Origin of the sequence: Mesorhizobium sp. SEMIA396, assembly GCF_024518615.1 — a bacterium.
In the GTDB taxonomy this organism is placed as follows: Bacteria; Pseudomonadota; Alphaproteobacteria; order Rhizobiales; family Rhizobiaceae; genus Mesorhizobium.
Genome location: NZ_JANIFC010000006.1, coordinates 205,019 through 220,287, shown reverse-complemented (window position 1 = coordinate 220,287; position 15,269 = coordinate 205,019). Strand labels below are relative to the sequence as shown.

At 63.8% G+C, this 15,269-nt stretch carries 17 protein-coding genes; 12 read left to right on the top strand and 5 right to left on the bottom strand.

Going from position 1 to position 15,269, the window contains the following annotated elements; genetic code table 11:
* Nucleotides 1-72: 72 nt before the first annotated feature.
* On the bottom strand, nucleotides 73-420 hold the full coding sequence (locus tag NP503_RS16775; protein WP_127273296.1) for a hypothetical protein: 348 nt from the start codon (nucleotides 418-420) through the stop codon (nucleotides 73-75).
* A 77-nt stretch (nucleotides 421-497) separates the two neighbouring features.
* On the opposite strand from NP503_RS16775, the gene NP503_RS16770 reads away from it, so the two are divergent.
* A complete protein-coding gene (locus tag NP503_RS16770; RefSeq protein ID WP_127270062.1) occupies nucleotides 498-1,091 on the top strand; it encodes a DUF2867 domain-containing protein in 594 nt (197 codons plus the stop codon).
* A gap of 10 nt (nucleotides 1,092-1,101) precedes the next feature.
* On the opposite strand, the gene NP503_RS16765 is transcribed toward NP503_RS16770, so the two are convergent.
* Together NP503_RS16765 and NP503_RS16760 are read right to left on the bottom strand one after the other, a co-directional pair.
* The gene (locus NP503_RS16765) at nucleotides 1,102-2,172 is read right to left on the bottom strand and encodes a TraB/GumN family protein (RefSeq protein WP_127270060.1); all 1,071 of its coding nucleotides are present in this window, start codon (nucleotides 2,170-2,172) and stop codon (nucleotides 1,102-1,104) included.
* A gap of 380 nt (nucleotides 2,173-2,552) precedes the next feature.
* Complete coding sequence (locus NP503_RS16760; RefSeq protein WP_127270058.1) at nucleotides 2,553-3,491, bottom strand: tyrosine recombinase XerC; 939 nt, start codon at nucleotides 3,489-3,491, stop codon at nucleotides 2,553-2,555.
* A 400-nt stretch (nucleotides 3,492-3,891) separates the two neighbouring features.
* Here NP503_RS16760 and rimM point away from each other — a divergent pair, with 400 nt between their 5' ends.
* Nucleotides 3,892-4,497 carry a ribosome maturation factor RimM gene (gene rimM / locus NP503_RS16755; RefSeq protein WP_127267360.1) on the top strand — a complete coding sequence of 202 codons (606 nt, stop codon included), beginning with the start codon at nucleotides 3,892-3,894 and terminating at the stop codon, nucleotides 4,495-4,497.
* Nucleotides 4,494-5,198, top strand: a complete 705-nt coding sequence (gene trmD / locus NP503_RS16750) for a tRNA (guanosine(37)-N1)-methyltransferase TrmD (protein WP_127267361.1) — start codon at nucleotides 4,494-4,496, stop codon at nucleotides 5,196-5,198. The genes rimM and trmD overlap by 4 nt, the downstream gene beginning before the upstream one ends.
* On the opposite strand, the gene NP503_RS16745 is transcribed toward trmD, so the two are convergent.
* Nucleotides 5,180-5,932 (bottom strand): sulfite exporter TauE/SafE family protein, encoded by a 753-nt coding sequence (locus NP503_RS16745; protein ID WP_127267362.1) that lies wholly within the window; start codon nucleotides 5,930-5,932, stop codon nucleotides 5,180-5,182. The two genes, trmD and NP503_RS16745, sit on opposite strands and share 19 nt — an antisense overlap.
* Nucleotides 5,933-6,260: 328 nt before the next feature.
* On the opposite strand from NP503_RS16745, the gene rplS reads away from it, so the two are divergent.
* The 7 genes from rplS (at nucleotide 6,261) to leuC (ending at nucleotide 12,261) form a co-directional block, all read left to right on the top strand.
* The gene (gene rplS / locus NP503_RS16740; protein WP_013528861.1) at nucleotides 6,261-6,812 is read left to right on the top strand and encodes a 50S ribosomal protein L19; all 552 of its coding nucleotides are present in this window, start codon (nucleotides 6,261-6,263) and stop codon (nucleotides 6,810-6,812) included.
* A gap of 154 nt (nucleotides 6,813-6,966) precedes the next feature.
* Nucleotides 6,967-7,380 (top strand): organic hydroperoxide resistance protein, encoded by a 414-nt coding sequence (locus NP503_RS16735; protein WP_127267363.1) that lies wholly within the window; start codon nucleotides 6,967-6,969, stop codon nucleotides 7,378-7,380.
* A complete protein-coding gene (locus NP503_RS16730) occupies nucleotides 7,377-7,886 on the top strand; it encodes a MarR family winged helix-turn-helix transcriptional regulator (protein WP_127267364.1) in 510 nt (169 codons plus the stop codon). The genes NP503_RS16735 and NP503_RS16730 overlap by 4 nt, the downstream gene beginning before the upstream one ends.
* A 177-nt stretch (nucleotides 7,887-8,063) precedes the next feature.
* On the top strand, nucleotides 8,064-8,861 hold the full coding sequence (locus tag NP503_RS16725; RefSeq protein WP_127267365.1) for a basic amino acid ABC transporter substrate-binding protein: 798 nt from the start codon (nucleotides 8,064-8,066) through the stop codon (nucleotides 8,859-8,861).
* A gap of 201 nt (nucleotides 8,862-9,062) precedes the next feature.
* Nucleotides 9,063-9,872 carry an amino acid ABC transporter permease gene (locus NP503_RS16720; protein ID WP_127267366.1) on the top strand — a complete coding sequence of 270 codons (810 nt, stop codon included), beginning with the start codon at nucleotides 9,063-9,065 and terminating at the stop codon, nucleotides 9,870-9,872.
* Between the two features lie 55 nt (nucleotides 9,873-9,927).
* Nucleotides 9,928-10,563: a class I SAM-dependent methyltransferase gene (locus NP503_RS16715; RefSeq protein ID WP_127267367.1), complete on the top strand. Its 636-nt coding sequence runs from the start codon at nucleotides 9,928-9,930 to the stop codon at nucleotides 10,561-10,563.
* Between the two features lie 288 nt (nucleotides 10,564-10,851).
* The gene (leuC, locus tag NP503_RS16710) at nucleotides 10,852-12,261 is read left to right on the top strand and encodes a 3-isopropylmalate dehydratase large subunit (RefSeq protein WP_127267368.1); all 1,410 of its coding nucleotides are present in this window, start codon (nucleotides 10,852-10,854) and stop codon (nucleotides 12,259-12,261) included.
* Nucleotides 12,262-12,300: 39 nt separating this feature from the next.
* Here the strand turns inward: leuC and NP503_RS16705 are convergent, their stop codons facing one another.
* Nucleotides 12,301-12,618: a hypothetical protein gene (locus NP503_RS16705; protein WP_127267369.1), complete on the bottom strand. Its 318-nt coding sequence runs from the start codon at nucleotides 12,616-12,618 to the stop codon at nucleotides 12,301-12,303.
* Nucleotides 12,619-12,778: 160 nt separating this feature from the next.
* Between NP503_RS16705 and NP503_RS16700 the strand changes: the two genes are divergently transcribed.
* Both NP503_RS16700 and NP503_RS16695 read left to right on the top strand, forming a co-directional pair.
* Nucleotides 12,779-13,975, top strand: a complete 1,197-nt coding sequence (locus tag NP503_RS16700) for a diguanylate cyclase (protein ID WP_127267370.1) — start codon at nucleotides 12,779-12,781, stop codon at nucleotides 13,973-13,975.
* Between the two features lie 75 nt (nucleotides 13,976-14,050).
* Nucleotides 14,051-15,268, top strand: a complete 1,218-nt coding sequence (locus NP503_RS16695; RefSeq protein ID WP_127270056.1) for a diguanylate cyclase — start codon at nucleotides 14,051-14,053, stop codon at nucleotides 15,266-15,268.
* Nucleotide 15,269 lies beyond the last annotated feature (1 nt).

The following is a 15,269-nucleotide window of genomic DNA, read 5'->3' as shown; positions in this document are numbered from 1 at the left end:
GGTGACGAACGTAGCGATCCCTACAAAACGGCCCGCCTTTCGGCGGGCCGTTCGTATTTGATATCGAGCCGATCAGTTGGCCGGTGCAGGCGCTGGGGCCGGTGCCGGAGCCGGTGCAGGCGCTGGTGCCGGGGCAGGCGCCGGTTCTGCAGGCGCCGGAGCAGGCGCGGGTGCTGGCGCAGGTTCGGCCGGCTTCATCGGTTCGGCCGGTGCCGGTGCGGGCGCCGGTGTGCTGGCCGCCGGCGGCTCGGCGGGTGCCGGGTGCTCACCGCTTCTTCCGAAAATATAATACGCGACAACCGCCAGAATAACGACGACCAGCGCAATCAGCCAGCCACTACCGCCGCCACCGCTCTGCTTGATGGTGGTGTTGGTGGTGTTGGGATTGAACGGGTCGTTTGGATTCGGTGCGTTCGCCATAAAAGTGTCCTCCGTGGATGAAAAATATCAATCAACACCATATAACGCGCAATCATTGAACTGGTTTCACGCTAGGGTTGGAAAACGCCAAAAACAAGGACAATCCCGCCGTTCCGGCGCCGGAATGGCGTCGTTTCGCCATGCAACGCGCCAAGTTGGTGCCTATTATGATCTTTTCGGAGGATTTTGCCGTGACGAATCCCCTGGCAGAGTTTGTCCCGAATCACTGCACTGCCCTCGCCGGAGCCCAGTTCGCCGACCGCTATGTGCTGGTCACCCAGGGTCTTTCTTTAACGGCACTCGGCGCGGCGGAACGCGCCCTGGGGCGAACGCCGCCCTGGGTCGGCAGGCTCATGGCGCTGCGCAACCTTGCCGTCAAGCCGTTCCGGCTGAAGACGGGCCTGGAAGCTGCGGTGTTGCCGTCAGGCCGGATCGGGATATTTCCGCTCATCAGCCAGTTTCCCGGCAAGGTTGTGCTTGGCCTCGACGACCGTCATCTCGATTTCCGTGTCCTGGTCGAAGTCAGGGATCTCGGCATGGGCCGGCAAGAGGTGGCCGCGACGACGATCGTCAAGACGCACAATTGGCTCGGGCGCGCCTATCTTGCGATCATCATGCCGTTTCACCGGATCATCGTTCCGGCGATGCTGGCCCAGATCCTGGCGAAGTAAACTGAAGTAGCTAAAGTCCAACAGGCGTGACGGTGTAACCGGCCTTGCGGAAGTCCTCGACGAGGCCTTCGGGGCCGGGAAGGTGGAGGGCGCCGACCGCCATGAAGACGTTGCCCCTAGCAAGGATCGGTTCGGCATGCTCGACCATCACCTTGTTGCGGCTGGTGATCATGGTTTCCTCGAACGCCGCATAGCCCGCGGGGTCGTCCGTGCCCTCCGGCATGGCCACGCGAAACAGCGGCCAGAACATTCCGGTGTCGCCGCGCTGGTAGAGCACGATCATGGTTTCGTTGATGTCGTTGATCTTATCGCCGAGCTTCAGCGTGTCGACGAGGCCCTTCATGTGAAACGCCAGCGGCAGCGAGGCCATGGCGCGCAACTGGCTTTCAGCAGTCTCCAATCCTTCCACCGGCTTGCCGGAAGCCTTTGCACCTTCCGCCAGCCTGACATCGAGCACCGGGGCGCCGCCTGACTGGCGGGCGAGTTCGCAGGCCGGCAGTGCCATCATGGCCGAGAGCATCCACGGCTTCATCTTGGCAACCGTTGCCGGAGGAATGCCGCGTGCGTCGAGCGCGGCGTTCATGGCCGCCGCATCGTCGGGCGACAGCAGCGACGCCAGCGTCGTCGAATCAGTGAACATCATCAGGTCCGGCTCCTTGAGCATCGCGACCATCATCTTCTGCTTGTCGAGCACGTCCGTGGTTTCGATGATGATGGTGCCGGCGGCGTCATAGGCTTTCTGCGCGTCGGGAGGCAGCGTGGTGACGCGCGGGTCGGTCATATGCATGGTGCCGAACAGGAAGGACGGCTTCTCGCCGGGCTTTTCCAGCTTCCACAACAGGCCCTTGCCGTTCGGTGTCGCGGCGGCTTCCGCTTCGATCTTGCGGTAGGTCGCCGGATCGTTCTTCTGCAAGGCCGACAGCATGTCGGCGCCGGTGCAGGTCGGGATTTCGGCATGCGCCTTGCCGGCCGCGAACAGCAGTACGGCGAGAAACGACAGGAAGAACAGAACGTTGAGCGCGACGAGCAGCTTCAGCGACACGGAAGCTGCACGGTCGGCGATGGCGATGACGCGTTTCATGATCCCATTCCTAGAACCGAAAAGCGGCAAAACGGTTAATTGGTACTGCGAAATTGTCTTCGACCGGCTATCGCCCTCAGCGGACGTCGATGGTGCTCATGACTCAATGATTAGCGGAAACGCCCATTTCTTCGTCATCCATGGGCGGAGCAAGGAGCGTAGCGACGCGGCGCAGACCCGAGGATCCATGCCGGGACTCTGGAACGCTGCAACAGTGCAGAATTCCGCTCCGCAGCACTCCATGGCAAAGGTCGCGGCATGGATCCCAGGGTCTCCGCGACGGAGCTTCGCTCCTGCTTCGCCCAGGGATGACGACGTTGGGGAGGCTTTCGGCCAATGGTGAACGTTTGGCCACCGATACTATGCGACGCTACTGGCGTTCATGCCCGTGGATGGGCTGATTCGTAAATCTCGAGCAGCCTCGCGGTGTCGACGCCGGTGTAGATCTGCGTCGTCGACAGACTGGCGTGGCCGAGCAGTTCCTGGATGGTGCGCAAATCGCCGCCGCGGCCGAGCAGATGCGTAGCGAAGGAATGGCGCAGCGCATGCGGCGTCGCGGTATCGGGCAGGTTGAGCGCCGAGCGCAGCTTGGCCATGTCGCGCTGGACAATGGCCGGGTTGAGCGGACCGCCGCGGGCGCCGCGAAACAACAGGCCCTTGGGGTCGAGATGGTAGGGGCAGAGCCGGCGATATTCGGCGATCGCCCTGAGCGCCACCGGCAGCACCGGCACCAGGCGCGTCTTGCCGCCCTTGCCGGTGACGCGAAGCACCGTGTCGGCCGCCGACGCCAGATCGGCGCCGGCGAGGCCAAGCGCCTCGGAAATGCGCAGGCCGGAGCCGTAGAGCAGTGTCAGCACGGCGGCGTTGCGCGCTGCGATCCAGGGTTCCTCCGCCAGTTGGCCTTCAATGGAAACAACATGCTTGGCATCGCTCGCTGTCAGCGGCTTGGGCAGCGATTTGGGTTGGCGCGGCGCGCGCAGTGCTGCCGCCCCGGCCGCATTGGCGAGGCCGCGCCGCTCGAGGAAACGCAGCAGCGAGCGGATGCCGGCGAGACCCCGGCCGAGCGTGCGGGCACCGGCACCGGCATTGCGCCGCGCCGCGAGAAAGCCGCGCAGGTCAGCCGGGCGCAGATCGGCGATGTCCGAAATGCCGGGCGAGCCGCCACAATGGCCGGTGAGGAAATGCAGGAACTGGCGCGTGTCGCGCTCATAGGCTTCCACCGTCTTGGGCGACAGCCGGCGCTCTCGGGCCAGCATCTTCAGCCAGCTTTCGCGTGCCGCCTGGAGATCGGGTTTGGCCGGGATCAGGAATTCCTGCATGGCGGCATTTTCGGGTATTCGGGTTAGGAAGCGGTGAAGAGCCGTCATTGAAATGACAGCCGGCTGAGGTTAGGAGACCATCGATTGGCGGCAGGTGACTACCTTGGTGATTGGCTGAAATGCCCGCCCCCTTCGTCATCCTGGGGCGGAGCAGGAGCGAAGCGACGTCGCGGAGACCCCAGGATCCATGCCGTGACCTGCGAGCGTTGCTGCGTTACAAGTCTGATAGCTTTGCGGTGGAGACCGCGCGAAGTGTTTGCAAATAGAGAGTTGGCAGGAACGAGACTCGTGACCCTTTCTGAACTGCCGTGCTTTTTGGTCGCCGTAACGGAATGGATCCTCGGGTCTGCGCAGTCGCTTCGCGCCTGCTCCGCCCGTGGATGACGAAGGTAAAAGCGCCATGAGCAAGCCCCAGAACCCTGTCCAGATGGCCGTGATCGGCGCCGCCCATGGCATCAAGGGCGAATTGCGGGTGAAGACCTTCACCGGTGAGCCGCTGGCGCTGGCCGATTACGGGCCGCTCTACGCCAGGGACGGGCGCGCCTTCCAGATCATCGACATCAGGCCTGCCAACACCGTGGTCGTGGTGCGCTTCAAAGGTGTCGCCGACCGCAACGCGGCCGAGGCGCTGGCCGGCACGGAGCTGTTCGTCGACCGTTCGATGCTGCCGGACGATGGCGAGGAAGATGAATTCTATCATGCCGACCTTGTCGGCCTCGAAGTCCGCGACGATACGGCTGCCGTGCTTGGCAAGGTGGTCGCGGTGCACAATTTCGGCGGCGGCGACATTCTCGATGTGACGCTGGGCGGGCGCAAGGGCGTGCTGATCCCGTTCACACAGGCCGCCGTGCCGCAAGTGTCGATCGCCGAGGGTTTTGTCCGTGTCGATCCGGCGGCAGCCGGGCTGGTCGACGACGAGGATGGCGATGGCGATGGCCCGCGCGAGGAAGACTTCGATCCGAAAGGCCGGCCGCGCGGACCGAGCGATGCCGGGGGCAACCGGTGAGTTTTTCCGCTTGCGTGCTGACGCTTTACCCCGAAATGTTTCCCGGCGCGCTCGGCCTGTCGTTGGCTGGCCGGGCGCTGGAGGCCGGGACGTGGTCGCTGGAGGCGATCCAGATCCGTGGCTTCGCCACCGACCGCCATCGCACCGTCGACGACACGCCCGCCGGCGGCGGCGCCGGCATGGTGATGCGCGCCGACGTGCTGGCGAAAGCCATCGACCATGCTTCGCCGGAAGGCGACGCGCGGCCACGGCTGCTGATGAGCCCGCGCGGCAAGCCGCTGACCCAGGCGCGTGTGCGCGAACTGGCCGCTGGGCCAGGCGCCGTCATCCTGTGCGGCCGCTTCGAGGGCGTCGACCAGCGGGTGATCGACGCGCGGGGATTGGAGGAGGTCTCTATCGGTGACTTCATCCTCTCCGGTGGCGAGCCGGCAGCGCTCGTGCTGCTCGATGCGGTGGTGCGGCTGTTGCCCGGCGTGATGGGCAACGCGGTGTCGGGCGAGGAGGAGAGTTTCGAAAACGGCCTGCTCGAACATCCGCACTATACGCGGCCGCAGGAGTTCGAGGGCCGTGAGATTCCCGAGGTGCTGGTTTCCGGCAACCACAAGAAGATCGCCGCATGGCGTCGGGCGGAGTCAGAGAAGCTGACGAAAGAGCGGCGTCCGGATTTGTTGGGCGCCGCCGCTCACCCTTTCCAAAAGTAATAGAAAGCCAGAAACAGACCGACAGCGACGACGAAGCCGCGCACCGCGTTTTGTGGCACGCGCTTGGCGATCCAGACGCCGGCATAGCCGCCGAGCGCGCCGCCCGGGATCATGATGATCGCCTGCGGCCAGGCGACGACGCCGCCCGAGACGAAGACGACGATAGCGACCGCCGCGATGACCATGGCCAGCATGTTCTTCAGCGCGTTCAGCCGGTGATAGTCGCCGGCCTGGGTGAGGCCGAGCGTCGCCAGCATCATCACGCCCATGCCGGCGCCGAAGAAGCCGCCATAGATGGCGGTGAGAAACTGCGCCAGGGAGCCGGCGAGCGAGCCCACCGCCGCTTCATGACCGGGCTTCGGCACTGGTTTCAGCCAGGGGCCGGCTGCGAACAGGGCTGTCGCGGCCAGGAGCAGCCACGGCACCAGAGCGCGAAACGACGGATTGTCGAGCGCCAAAAGGATCAGCGCGCCGGCCAGTGCACCCACGGCCGAAATCAGGCACAGCAGCAGCGCGCCGCGCCAGAAGTGCCTGATATCGGCCGAGTAGGCGAGGGTCGAGGTGATGTAGCCTGGAAATTGCGTCACCGAGGAGGTGGCGTTGGCGACGATCGGCGGCAGGCCGACCAACGTCATGGCGCCGAAGGTGATGAAGGTGCCGCCACCGGCGACCGCATTGGCGGCGCCTGACAGAAAGCCCGCCAGAAACAGCAGGATGGCATCGAAGACAGACATGAATTGCGGCCGCTCAAAACTGTGTTATTTCAGGCTTAGAAAGCCTGAACGACCGGCGCAACCCGGCACGGCAGGATTACGATGGTGCCATGCGAGCAGAAAATGCGCTGCCAAGGCGTGACAAAGCGGCGAAATAGCTGTATGTGCCCGCCCGTACCGGCCAGAAAGAATCTGCCGGACCCGTCAACAATGACGGTGTAGTCGCCCCTGCTGGATGTTTCAAAGACAAATGTCTTGGAGACAAAAGGCATAGCCAAGCGGTCAATGGAACTGCAAGGCGAGTGTCGGACGCTCTGACTGTCGGAAGAACAAGAAGTGGACTTTTGAGATGGATATTCTCCGTCAGCTCGAGGCCGAACAGGCCGCCAAGATCGAAGCCAAGCGCAAGCTTCCCGAATTCCAGCCCGGCGACACCGTGCGCGTCCAGGTCCGCGTGACCGAAGGCACCCGCACCCGCGTCCAGGCCTATGAGGGCGTCGTCATCGCCCGCGCAGGCGCCGGCTTCCAGGAGAACTTCACGGTTCGCAAGATTTCCTACGGCGAAGGCGTCGAGCGCGTGTTCCCGGTCTACTCGCCGATGGTTGAAGGCGTCGAGATCGTTCGCCGCGGCAAGGTGCGTCGCGCCAAGCTCTATTACCTGCGCGATCGTCGCGGCAAATCGGCCCGTATTTCGGAAAACACCGGCGTGCGCGCCCGCAAGCTGAATGATGAGGAGCGCGATGCGCTGAACGCCGAGAAGGCCCGCATCGAGGCCGAGAAGGTGGCAGCAGCCGAGGCCCTGGCCGTCGAGAAGGCCGCCCAGGACGCCGCCGAGAAGAAGGCCGCCGCCGAAGCCGAAGCAGCAGCCAAGGCCGCCGCGGAAGCGACCCCCGCCGAATAAGGTTTTCGGACATCCCATTCAAAAAGGCGGCTTCGGCCGCCTTTTTCGTTTCACCGGACTGTGAACGCTTTCAGCGCCAGAAACGGGATCCGCTGTTGACGGCACATTATCTTGTGTACTAAATAATCGTGTACAAAGTAATTGGAGATTTGATATGGCACTCTACACCACACAGGCTCACGTCACCGGCGGCCGCGCCGGTCATGGCGAGACCAGCGACGGTCTGCTCAAGGTCGATCTGGCAATGCCCAAGGAGCTCGGCGGGCCGGGGGGCGCCACCAATCCTGAGCAACTGTTCGCAATCGGCTATGCCGCCTGCTTCGAAAGCGCCATCCGCTTCGTCGCGCGCAAACAGAAGCTGTCGCTGACGGATGCCGGGGTAACCTCCACCGTCAGCCTGCTTCCCAATGGCGAAGGCTTTAAGCTCGGCGTCGCGCTCGCGGCGGAAACGAAAGGCCTTGATCAGGCGGCGGCGGAAGCGCTTGTATCGGAGGCGCACAAGATCTGCCCCTATTCCAACGCCATCAGGGGCAATGTCGACGTAGCGCTTTCGGTAAAGGCGGCATGACGGAAAAGACGACAAAGAGCACCAGCGACGTCCCGGCGGAGGCCACCGGGACGTTTCACGTTCCGCGGCTCGACCAGCAGCTGTGCTTCGCGCTCTATTCGGCAAGCGGGCTGATGACGAAGCTCTACCGCCCGCTGCTCGATCCGCTCGGCCTGACCTATCCGCAATATCTGGCCATGTTGGCGCTGTGGGAACGAGCTCCAAGCACGGTTGGCGAGCTTGGCGAAGCGCTTGGGCTGGATTCGGCGACGCTGACGCCGCTGCTCAAGCGGATGGAGGCTGGCGGACTGGTCACACGCCGGCGCGACCCCGCCGACGAGCGCCGGGTTATGGTCGAGCCGACAGCGAAGGGCCAAGCGTTGCGTGAGCAGGCCAAAAGCGTGCCGGCGGCGATGCTTTGCAACCTGCCGCTGGATGCCGACGAGTTGAAATCCCTGCACCGCACGCTGACGCGGTTCGTCTCCGGCTTGCGCAAGGCAGATGCCGGCATCGCGAAGCGGAGCTGATCGCTGCCGCGACACCGTTCAATCCTGAATCCCGGAAATGAAGGCACTGGAATCCGCTTTCGCGCATCCTGACGCAGCGGACCGTCTTGCATGACGCTTGCGGAAAGCTAAAGTCGGCGCCGTATTTTCCTGCAAGCCCGGCCATGTCCGGGTCCGTCAATTTCCGGGGAGTGTGTCATGACCAAATCGAAACTGCTGCTGGCAGGCCTGCTTGCCCTCGTCCTGACGCCCGTTGCCGCCTTTGCGCAGGCGCTGCCCGACCTCGGCGGCAAAAAGGTGGTGGTTGTGACCGAAAACGCCTATCCGCCGCTGCAGTTCATCGATGCCAAGACCGGCAAGCAGATCGGCTGGGAGTATGACGCGATGAACGAGATCGCCAAGCGGCTCAATTTCACGGTCGAGTACCAGAACACTTCCTGGGACGCGATGATCCAGGCGGTTTCCGACAACCAGTACAACATTGGCATGACCGGCATCACCATCAAGGACGACCGCAAGGAGAAGGTCGATTTCTCCGACCCCTATATGCGCTCGGAACAGTTCATGCTGGTGCGCGGCGATGAGAGCCGCTTCACTGACGACAAGACCTTCGGCGACTTCAAGGACGGGCTGATCGGCGCGCAGGCCGGCACCACGCCCTTCTACACCGCCGTCTACAGCGTGCTCGACGGCAATGAGCAGAACCCGCGCATCAAACTGTTCGAGACCTTCGGCGCGACCGTGCAGGCACTGAAATCAGGCGACGTCGATGTCGTTTTGACCGATGGCACCGCTGGCAAAGGCTATGTCGACGCCTCCGAGGGCAAACTGAAACTGATCGGCGGGCCGCTCGGCACCGAGGATTTCGGTTTCATTTTCCCCAAGGGTTCCGACCTGGTGAAGCCGATCAACGCGGCAATCGCTGCGTTGAAGGCGGACGGGACGTTCGATGCGCTGAACAAGAAATGGTTTCTTGATTACAAGATGGGGCAGTGATTTCGCGCTGACTTCGCGCTTGAACGCCCCCCTCTGCCCTGCCGGGCATCTCCCCCTCAAGGGGGGAGATCGGCTCTTTTTTCCGCTTTCGCCAATCACCAAAGTTGTAAAAAGAGTGCCGTCGACGAAGCTGCCAATCTCCCCCCTTGAGGGGGAGATGTCCGGCAGGACAGAGGGGGGCGCCTTGGCGCAATCCTTTTGATGCCTCCCGCCTCTTCGTCCAAAGCCGACTTCCCCTGGTGGCTTGTCGTTGCCGCAGCCCTCGCGATCGCGGTGGCCGTCTTCGTCGCCACCAGCAACCTCTATGCCCAGGTGTTCGCCACGGTCGCCAAGGGCATCGGCGTCACCATCTTCGTCACCGTGATCGCCTTCGTGCTGGCGTCGGCCATTGGGCTCGGCATCGCGCTGATGGGAATGTCCGGTTCGCGCTGGCTGCGCCAGATCGCGCGCTTCTATGTCGAGATCGTCCGCGGCGTGCCGATCCTGGTGCTGTTGTTCTGGATCGCCTTTGCCGGCGCGCCGGCCTTCGTCGCGGCCTGGAACGCGCTGACCGCGCCGCTGCAAAACGCCGGCCTGTTCGGCGAGCTTTTGGTGCGCGACGTGTCGCTGCTCTGGCGCGCCATCATGGCGCTGACCATCGGCTATTCGGCTTTCATCTCGGAGGTTTTCCGGGCCGGCATCCAGGCGGTGGAGAAGGGTCAGATCGAAGCGGCGAAGGCGCTTGGGCTGACACGCGCGCAGCGTTTCCGGCTGATCGTGTTCCCACAGGCAATCCGCACCATCCTGCCGCCGCTCGGCAATGATTTCGTCGCTTTGGTCAAGGATTCCTCGCTGGTCTCGGTGCTCGGCGTTGCCGACATCACGCAGATGGGCAAGGTCTACGCCGCCGGCTCCTTTCGCTTCTTCGAGACCTATTCGATAACGGCCTACATCTATCTCATCCTGACCGTCGGCCTGTCGCTGGCGCTCAGGGCGCTGGAGCGGCGGCTGCGCCGCCAGCACGAGGAATAGTTTTTCGGCCAAGGCAGCGCTACGATCCCCGAGCATTCCCCTTGAGGAGGTCCCCATGATCGTCGACAAAGCCAATGCGGCGCTGGATTCCGTCTATACGGCCGACACGCCGGAAGCGCTTGAGGAGGCCTATGCCGCGTGGGCCGCGACCTATGACAGCGAGACCGCCTCGCTCGGCTACCTCCTGCCTTTCCTGATCACCGCCTGGGTGGCGCGTCATGTGCCGGCGGGCGATGGCCCCTTGCTCGATGCCGGCTGCGGCACTGGCCTGTCGGGATCCTCGCTGAAGGCGCTCGGTTACCGCGACATTGCGGGGCTCGACCTCTCGTACGATATGCTGAAGATCGCCGGCAGCCGCAATGCCTACAGCGACCTGAAGCAGGCAATGCTCGGCGAAACGCTGCCGTGGCCGGACGGCCACTTCCGCGCCTTCTTCTCGACCGGCGTGTTCACCATCAGCCATGCGCCGGCGACAGGCCTGCACGAACTGGTGCGCATCACCCGCCAGGGCGGCCACGCCATCTTCACCGTGCGCGACCAGGTGTTCGAGAGCGGCGGCTTCCAAGCCGTGTTCGACGAGCTGGAGCAGGCAGGGAAATGGCGGCCGATCGAGGAAAGCCCGTGGTTCCGCTGCTATGCGATCGCCGAGCCTGACGCGCTGGTGAAGACGTTTGTGTTTGAAGTGTTGTGACTCCACTTACCTTCTCCCCTTGCGGGAGAAGGTAAAGGCGCTGAACGCCGCAATTGCCGAAAACCCAAAACATTGGTATGAGCCACGCCATGGAAGAGCTTTTTGGCGATCCGGCCTACAAGGGGTTCGTGCTGCAGGACAGGAAACGCCTGCCGTCGCGTTTTTCCGCGCGCGTGTCCGGGGCGCTGACCAGCCGACTACCCTAGGCCGACCTGTTCGGGTCCCTTTCGCCGGGCCTGAGGTCCGGTACCTGCTCTTTCCCATTCTCATATCGACGGATTTACGCACATGAGCGCACCGCGCACCCTCTACGACAAGATTTTCGACGACCATGTCGTCGATCGCCAGGACGACGGCACCTGCCTGCTCTACATCGACCGCCACCTGGTCCATGAAGTGACCAGCCCGCAGGCCTTCGAAGGCCTGCGCATGACCGGCCGTAAAGTCCGGCATCCGGAAAAGACGCTGGCCGTGGTCGATCACAATGTCTCGACCTCGCCCGAGCGCAAGTTCGGCATCAAGAACGAGGAAAGCCGCATCCAGGTCGAGGCGCTGGCCAAGAACGCCAGGGATTTCGGCGTCGAATATTATTCCGAGAACGATATCCGCCAGGGCATCGTCCACATCATCGGTCCGGAGCAGGGCTTTACTCTGCCCGGCATGACCATCGTCTGCGGCGACAGCCACACCTCGACGCATGGCGCTTTCGGCGCGCTGGCGCATGGCATCGGCACGTCCGAGGTCGAGCATGTTCTGGCGACGCAGACGCTGATCCAGCGCAAGGCCAAGAACATGCTGGTGCGTGTCGACGGCCAGTTGCCGGAGGGCGTCACCGCCAAGGACATCATCCTGGCCATCATCGGCGAGATCGGCACCGCCGGCGGCACCGGCTATGTCATCGAATATGCCGGCGAAGCGATCCGTGCGCTGTCGATGGAAGGCCGCATGACGATCTGCAACATGTCGATCGAAGGCGGCGCGCGCGCCGGCCTGATCGCCGCCGACGAGACGACCTTCGCCTATGTCAAGGACAAGCCGCGCGCGCCGAAGGGCGCGTCCTGGGATGCGGCACTCGAATATTGGAAGACGCTGCAGTCCGACGAAGGCGCGCATTTCGACAAGGTGATCGTGCTCGACGCGGCCAAGCTGCCGCCGATCGTCTCCTGGGGCTCCTCGCCCGAGGATGTCGTGTCGGTGCAGGGCATCGTGCCGAACCCGGACGACATCGCCGATGAAAACAAGCGCACCTCCAAGCAGCGCGCGCTCGACTATATGGGTCTGACGCCGGGCACCAAGATCACCGACATCACGCTCGACCGCGTCTTCATCGGTTCGTGCACCAACGGCCGCATCGAGGATCTGCGCGCCGTCGCCAAGGTGGTCGAAGGCAAGACGGTCAGCCCGCATGTCGATGCGATGATCGTGCCCGGCTCCGGCCTGGTCAAGGAACAGGCGGAAGCCGAAGGTCTCGACAAGATCTTTGTCGCCGCCGGCTTCGACTGGCGCGAGCCGGGCTGCTCGATGTGCCTTGCCATGAACGACGACCGGCTAAAGCCGCATGAACGCTGCGCCTCGACCTCGAACCGCAATTTCGAGGGCCGGCAAGGCTTCAAGGGCCGCACCCATCTCGTGTCGCCGGCGATGGCGGCCGCGGCGGCGATCGCCGGCCACTTCGTCGACATCCGCGAGTGGAAGTAACCCGGATTTGAACAGAACCCGAGCCGCGCCCGGCTCGGGTCAGCTCTTTCCGTCGCGGCGGACGAGCTCGTGGAACTCCTCGCGGCGTCCCGGCTGTTCGGCCGCGACCACTAGCGCAAGCTGTTGTTCCTCGAAGAGCTTGAACCATTCGTCCCATTCGACGAGTTCATAGCCTCCCGCATTGAGCGGCCGTTCAGGCTGGTCCTGATCCTGATAGGCGTGCTGGCCGAAGACCAGCCTCAACATGGGCTGCGTCCCCGCTTCCGGCGATATGTCGACGATTGCGGGAAAGCCGGCGCGCCCGGCAGCCCATGAGCGGATCGCATCGTGGTCGGTCAGTGTGATTGTGTCGGCCATGGGTCGCTCCAGATTGTGAACGGAGGAACGCTGACTGGGGACTGCGGTTCCCTGACATTATTTTGAGACGGCGGTCCTGCTTACCGCTTTCGCTTAACCGCTTGTTTGGGCTTGCCCTCTAAGCTCTTCCCTGACGTAAGCCAGGGGAAGTCACAGTCGGTTGGACACGGGTCTGCTCATTGCGCTGCTCAACCCGACGATCGCGCTGGCGCTCGGCGCGGCGTTCCTTGTGCTATGGTCCTATCAGCGCCACCGCCCCTATCTGGCCGTTTTGGCGATCAGCTACAGTCTCTCGGCGGCTGGCTTCCTGCTGCAGTATTTCACCTTGCCCATCGGGATGCCGCTGACCAAGCTTACGTCGAACATCTGCTTCACCATCGCCGCGTGCTGCCTGGCCAGCGCTGTCATCCACCGCTATGGCCGCAAGGTGCCCTATGTGGGGATCGCCGTGCTGGCCGGCGGCGGCCTGGCGTCGTTGTGCTGGTTCCTGTTCGTCGCGCCGGATCTCACCTGGCGCATCCTGGCGATGAATTTCGCATTCGGCGGCATCAGCCTTCTGGTTGCTGCCGAACTGCGCCCGGTGCGCAACAACGGCCCGACCGAAAAAATCCTGTTCGTGCTGTCGCTGCTGTCGGGCGTCAATTTCTTCGTGCGCACCCTTGCCGTCGTCATCGCGCATGGGCCCTTCGCCAGCTATGACGGGTTCTATGGCTCGTCCTACTGGACGACGGCGCTGCTGTCGCACGCGCTGCTCTCGCTGCTCATTGCGTTGTGCCTGTTTTCCGCCGCGGCACTCGACGTGTTGAAGGCATTGAAGACCGAGACCTATACCGACCCCCTGTCGGGCCTGCTCAACCGGCGTGGCTTCGAGGAACGCGGCATGCGGCTCTTGCAGCACTGCGCCTCGGCCCGGTTCCCGGTCGCGCTGGTGTTGGCCGACCTCGATCACTTCAAGGCGCTCAACGATGTGCATGGGCATGGCGCGGGCGATCGCGTGATCGCCGACTTCGCCGCCAAGCTTCGGTCGGCGGCCGGCGCGCGCGGTGTTGCCGGGCGTATCGGCGGCGAGGAATTCGCGGTGCTGCTGCCACTCAGCGATCTTGCCGCGGCCCGGCTGTTCGCCGAGGCGGTGCGCACCGTCTATTCGGCCGGTCATGTCGACGGACTTCCCCAGGGAACGAGGGTGACGGCAAGCTTCGGCGTGGCGGCCCGCAGCGGTGGCGAGGCGCTGGAGCCGCTGATGCGCCGTGCCGACGATGCGCTCTACAAAGCCAAGAAGAACGGCCGCGACAGTGTACGCCTGTCCTATGAGCGGCCGGAAACGGCGTTCCTGCCGGAGCCGCTCAAGACCGGCTGAATCTGCCCGGACGGGACGGCGTTAACGTCTTCTTCGCCCGTCGATGATTAGCTGTCGGCGCGGGTGCGGGAGAACATGAGCGGCGCCAACTTCATCCTGTTGATCAATCTGTCGGTTGCCGGCCTGCTGGCGGCATCCTTCATGGCGGTCGCCTTCCACGATGTCGGCCGCGCGCCGGCGCGCTGGCTGGCATTTGGCTATCTGCTGGGCATGGCCTATTCGGCCATCGAATTCTCCATTCCCGCTTTCTCCGACGCGCGGCTCCCGGTCGTGGCCGCCTTCGCGGTTTTCCTTGCCGCCACCATTGCGTTCAATGGCGGGCTTGCCCGCAAATACGGCGTGGCACTGCCCTGGAAGCCGATGCTGTTGTTCCTGTTGACCACCACCATAGCTGTGTATTTCGTGCAGGATCTGCCCCGCCAGTCGCTGATCCGCATCATGGCTTACCAGCTTCCCTATGCGGTCATGCAGTTTGTGGGGCTGGCCATTGTCTGGTCATCGAGGCAAAAGCTTGCCCGTCTCGATCGCATGTTGATGGCCGTGCTGGCGGCGAGCGGTCTGCAGTTTGCCTCCAAACCGTTCATCGCGCATGCGCTTGGCGGCTGGGGCGCCAATCCGCAGGCCTATCTGCAAAGCAACTACGCGCTGGTGTCGCAATCGCTCGGCACTGTCTTTGCGCTGGCGCTGGCGCTGCTGATGCTGGCCATCCTGGTTCGCGACGTGCTCGCCGAAGTGACGTCGAAGTCGGAAACGGACACGCTGTCGCGTCTGCTCAACCGCGGCGGCTTCACCCGGCATGCCGAGCTGGCGGTGCTTGGCGCGATGCGGCAAGGCGTGCCGGTCGCGCTGGTCATCGCCGATCTCGATCATTTCAAGAGCGTCAACGACAGTTTCGGCCATGCGTCAGGCGACCGGGTGATCGAGACTTTTGCAGGCTTCCTGCGCGAAGCTGCAGCCGCGCATCACGTTGCGGGTCGGATTGGCGGCGAGGAGTTCGCCATCATCCTGCCGGGGACCAACCTTGCCGCGGCGCGGCTGTTCGCCGAGGGGACGCGCAGCGCCTTTGGCGGGCTGCCCATCGACGGGCTGCCGGCAGACAACCGCTGCACCGCGAGCTTCGGCGTCGCCGAACTTCATCCGAGCGAAGACTTTGCCGATCTGATGCGGCGCGCCGACCAGGCGCTCTATCAGGCGAAGAATGCCGGGCGCGATTGCGTGCGCGTCTCCGCCGGACCGGCCGGCAACTGGTCGTCAGCCGGAATGGAAGCCAGAGCAATTTCAGGAAAAGTGTGAA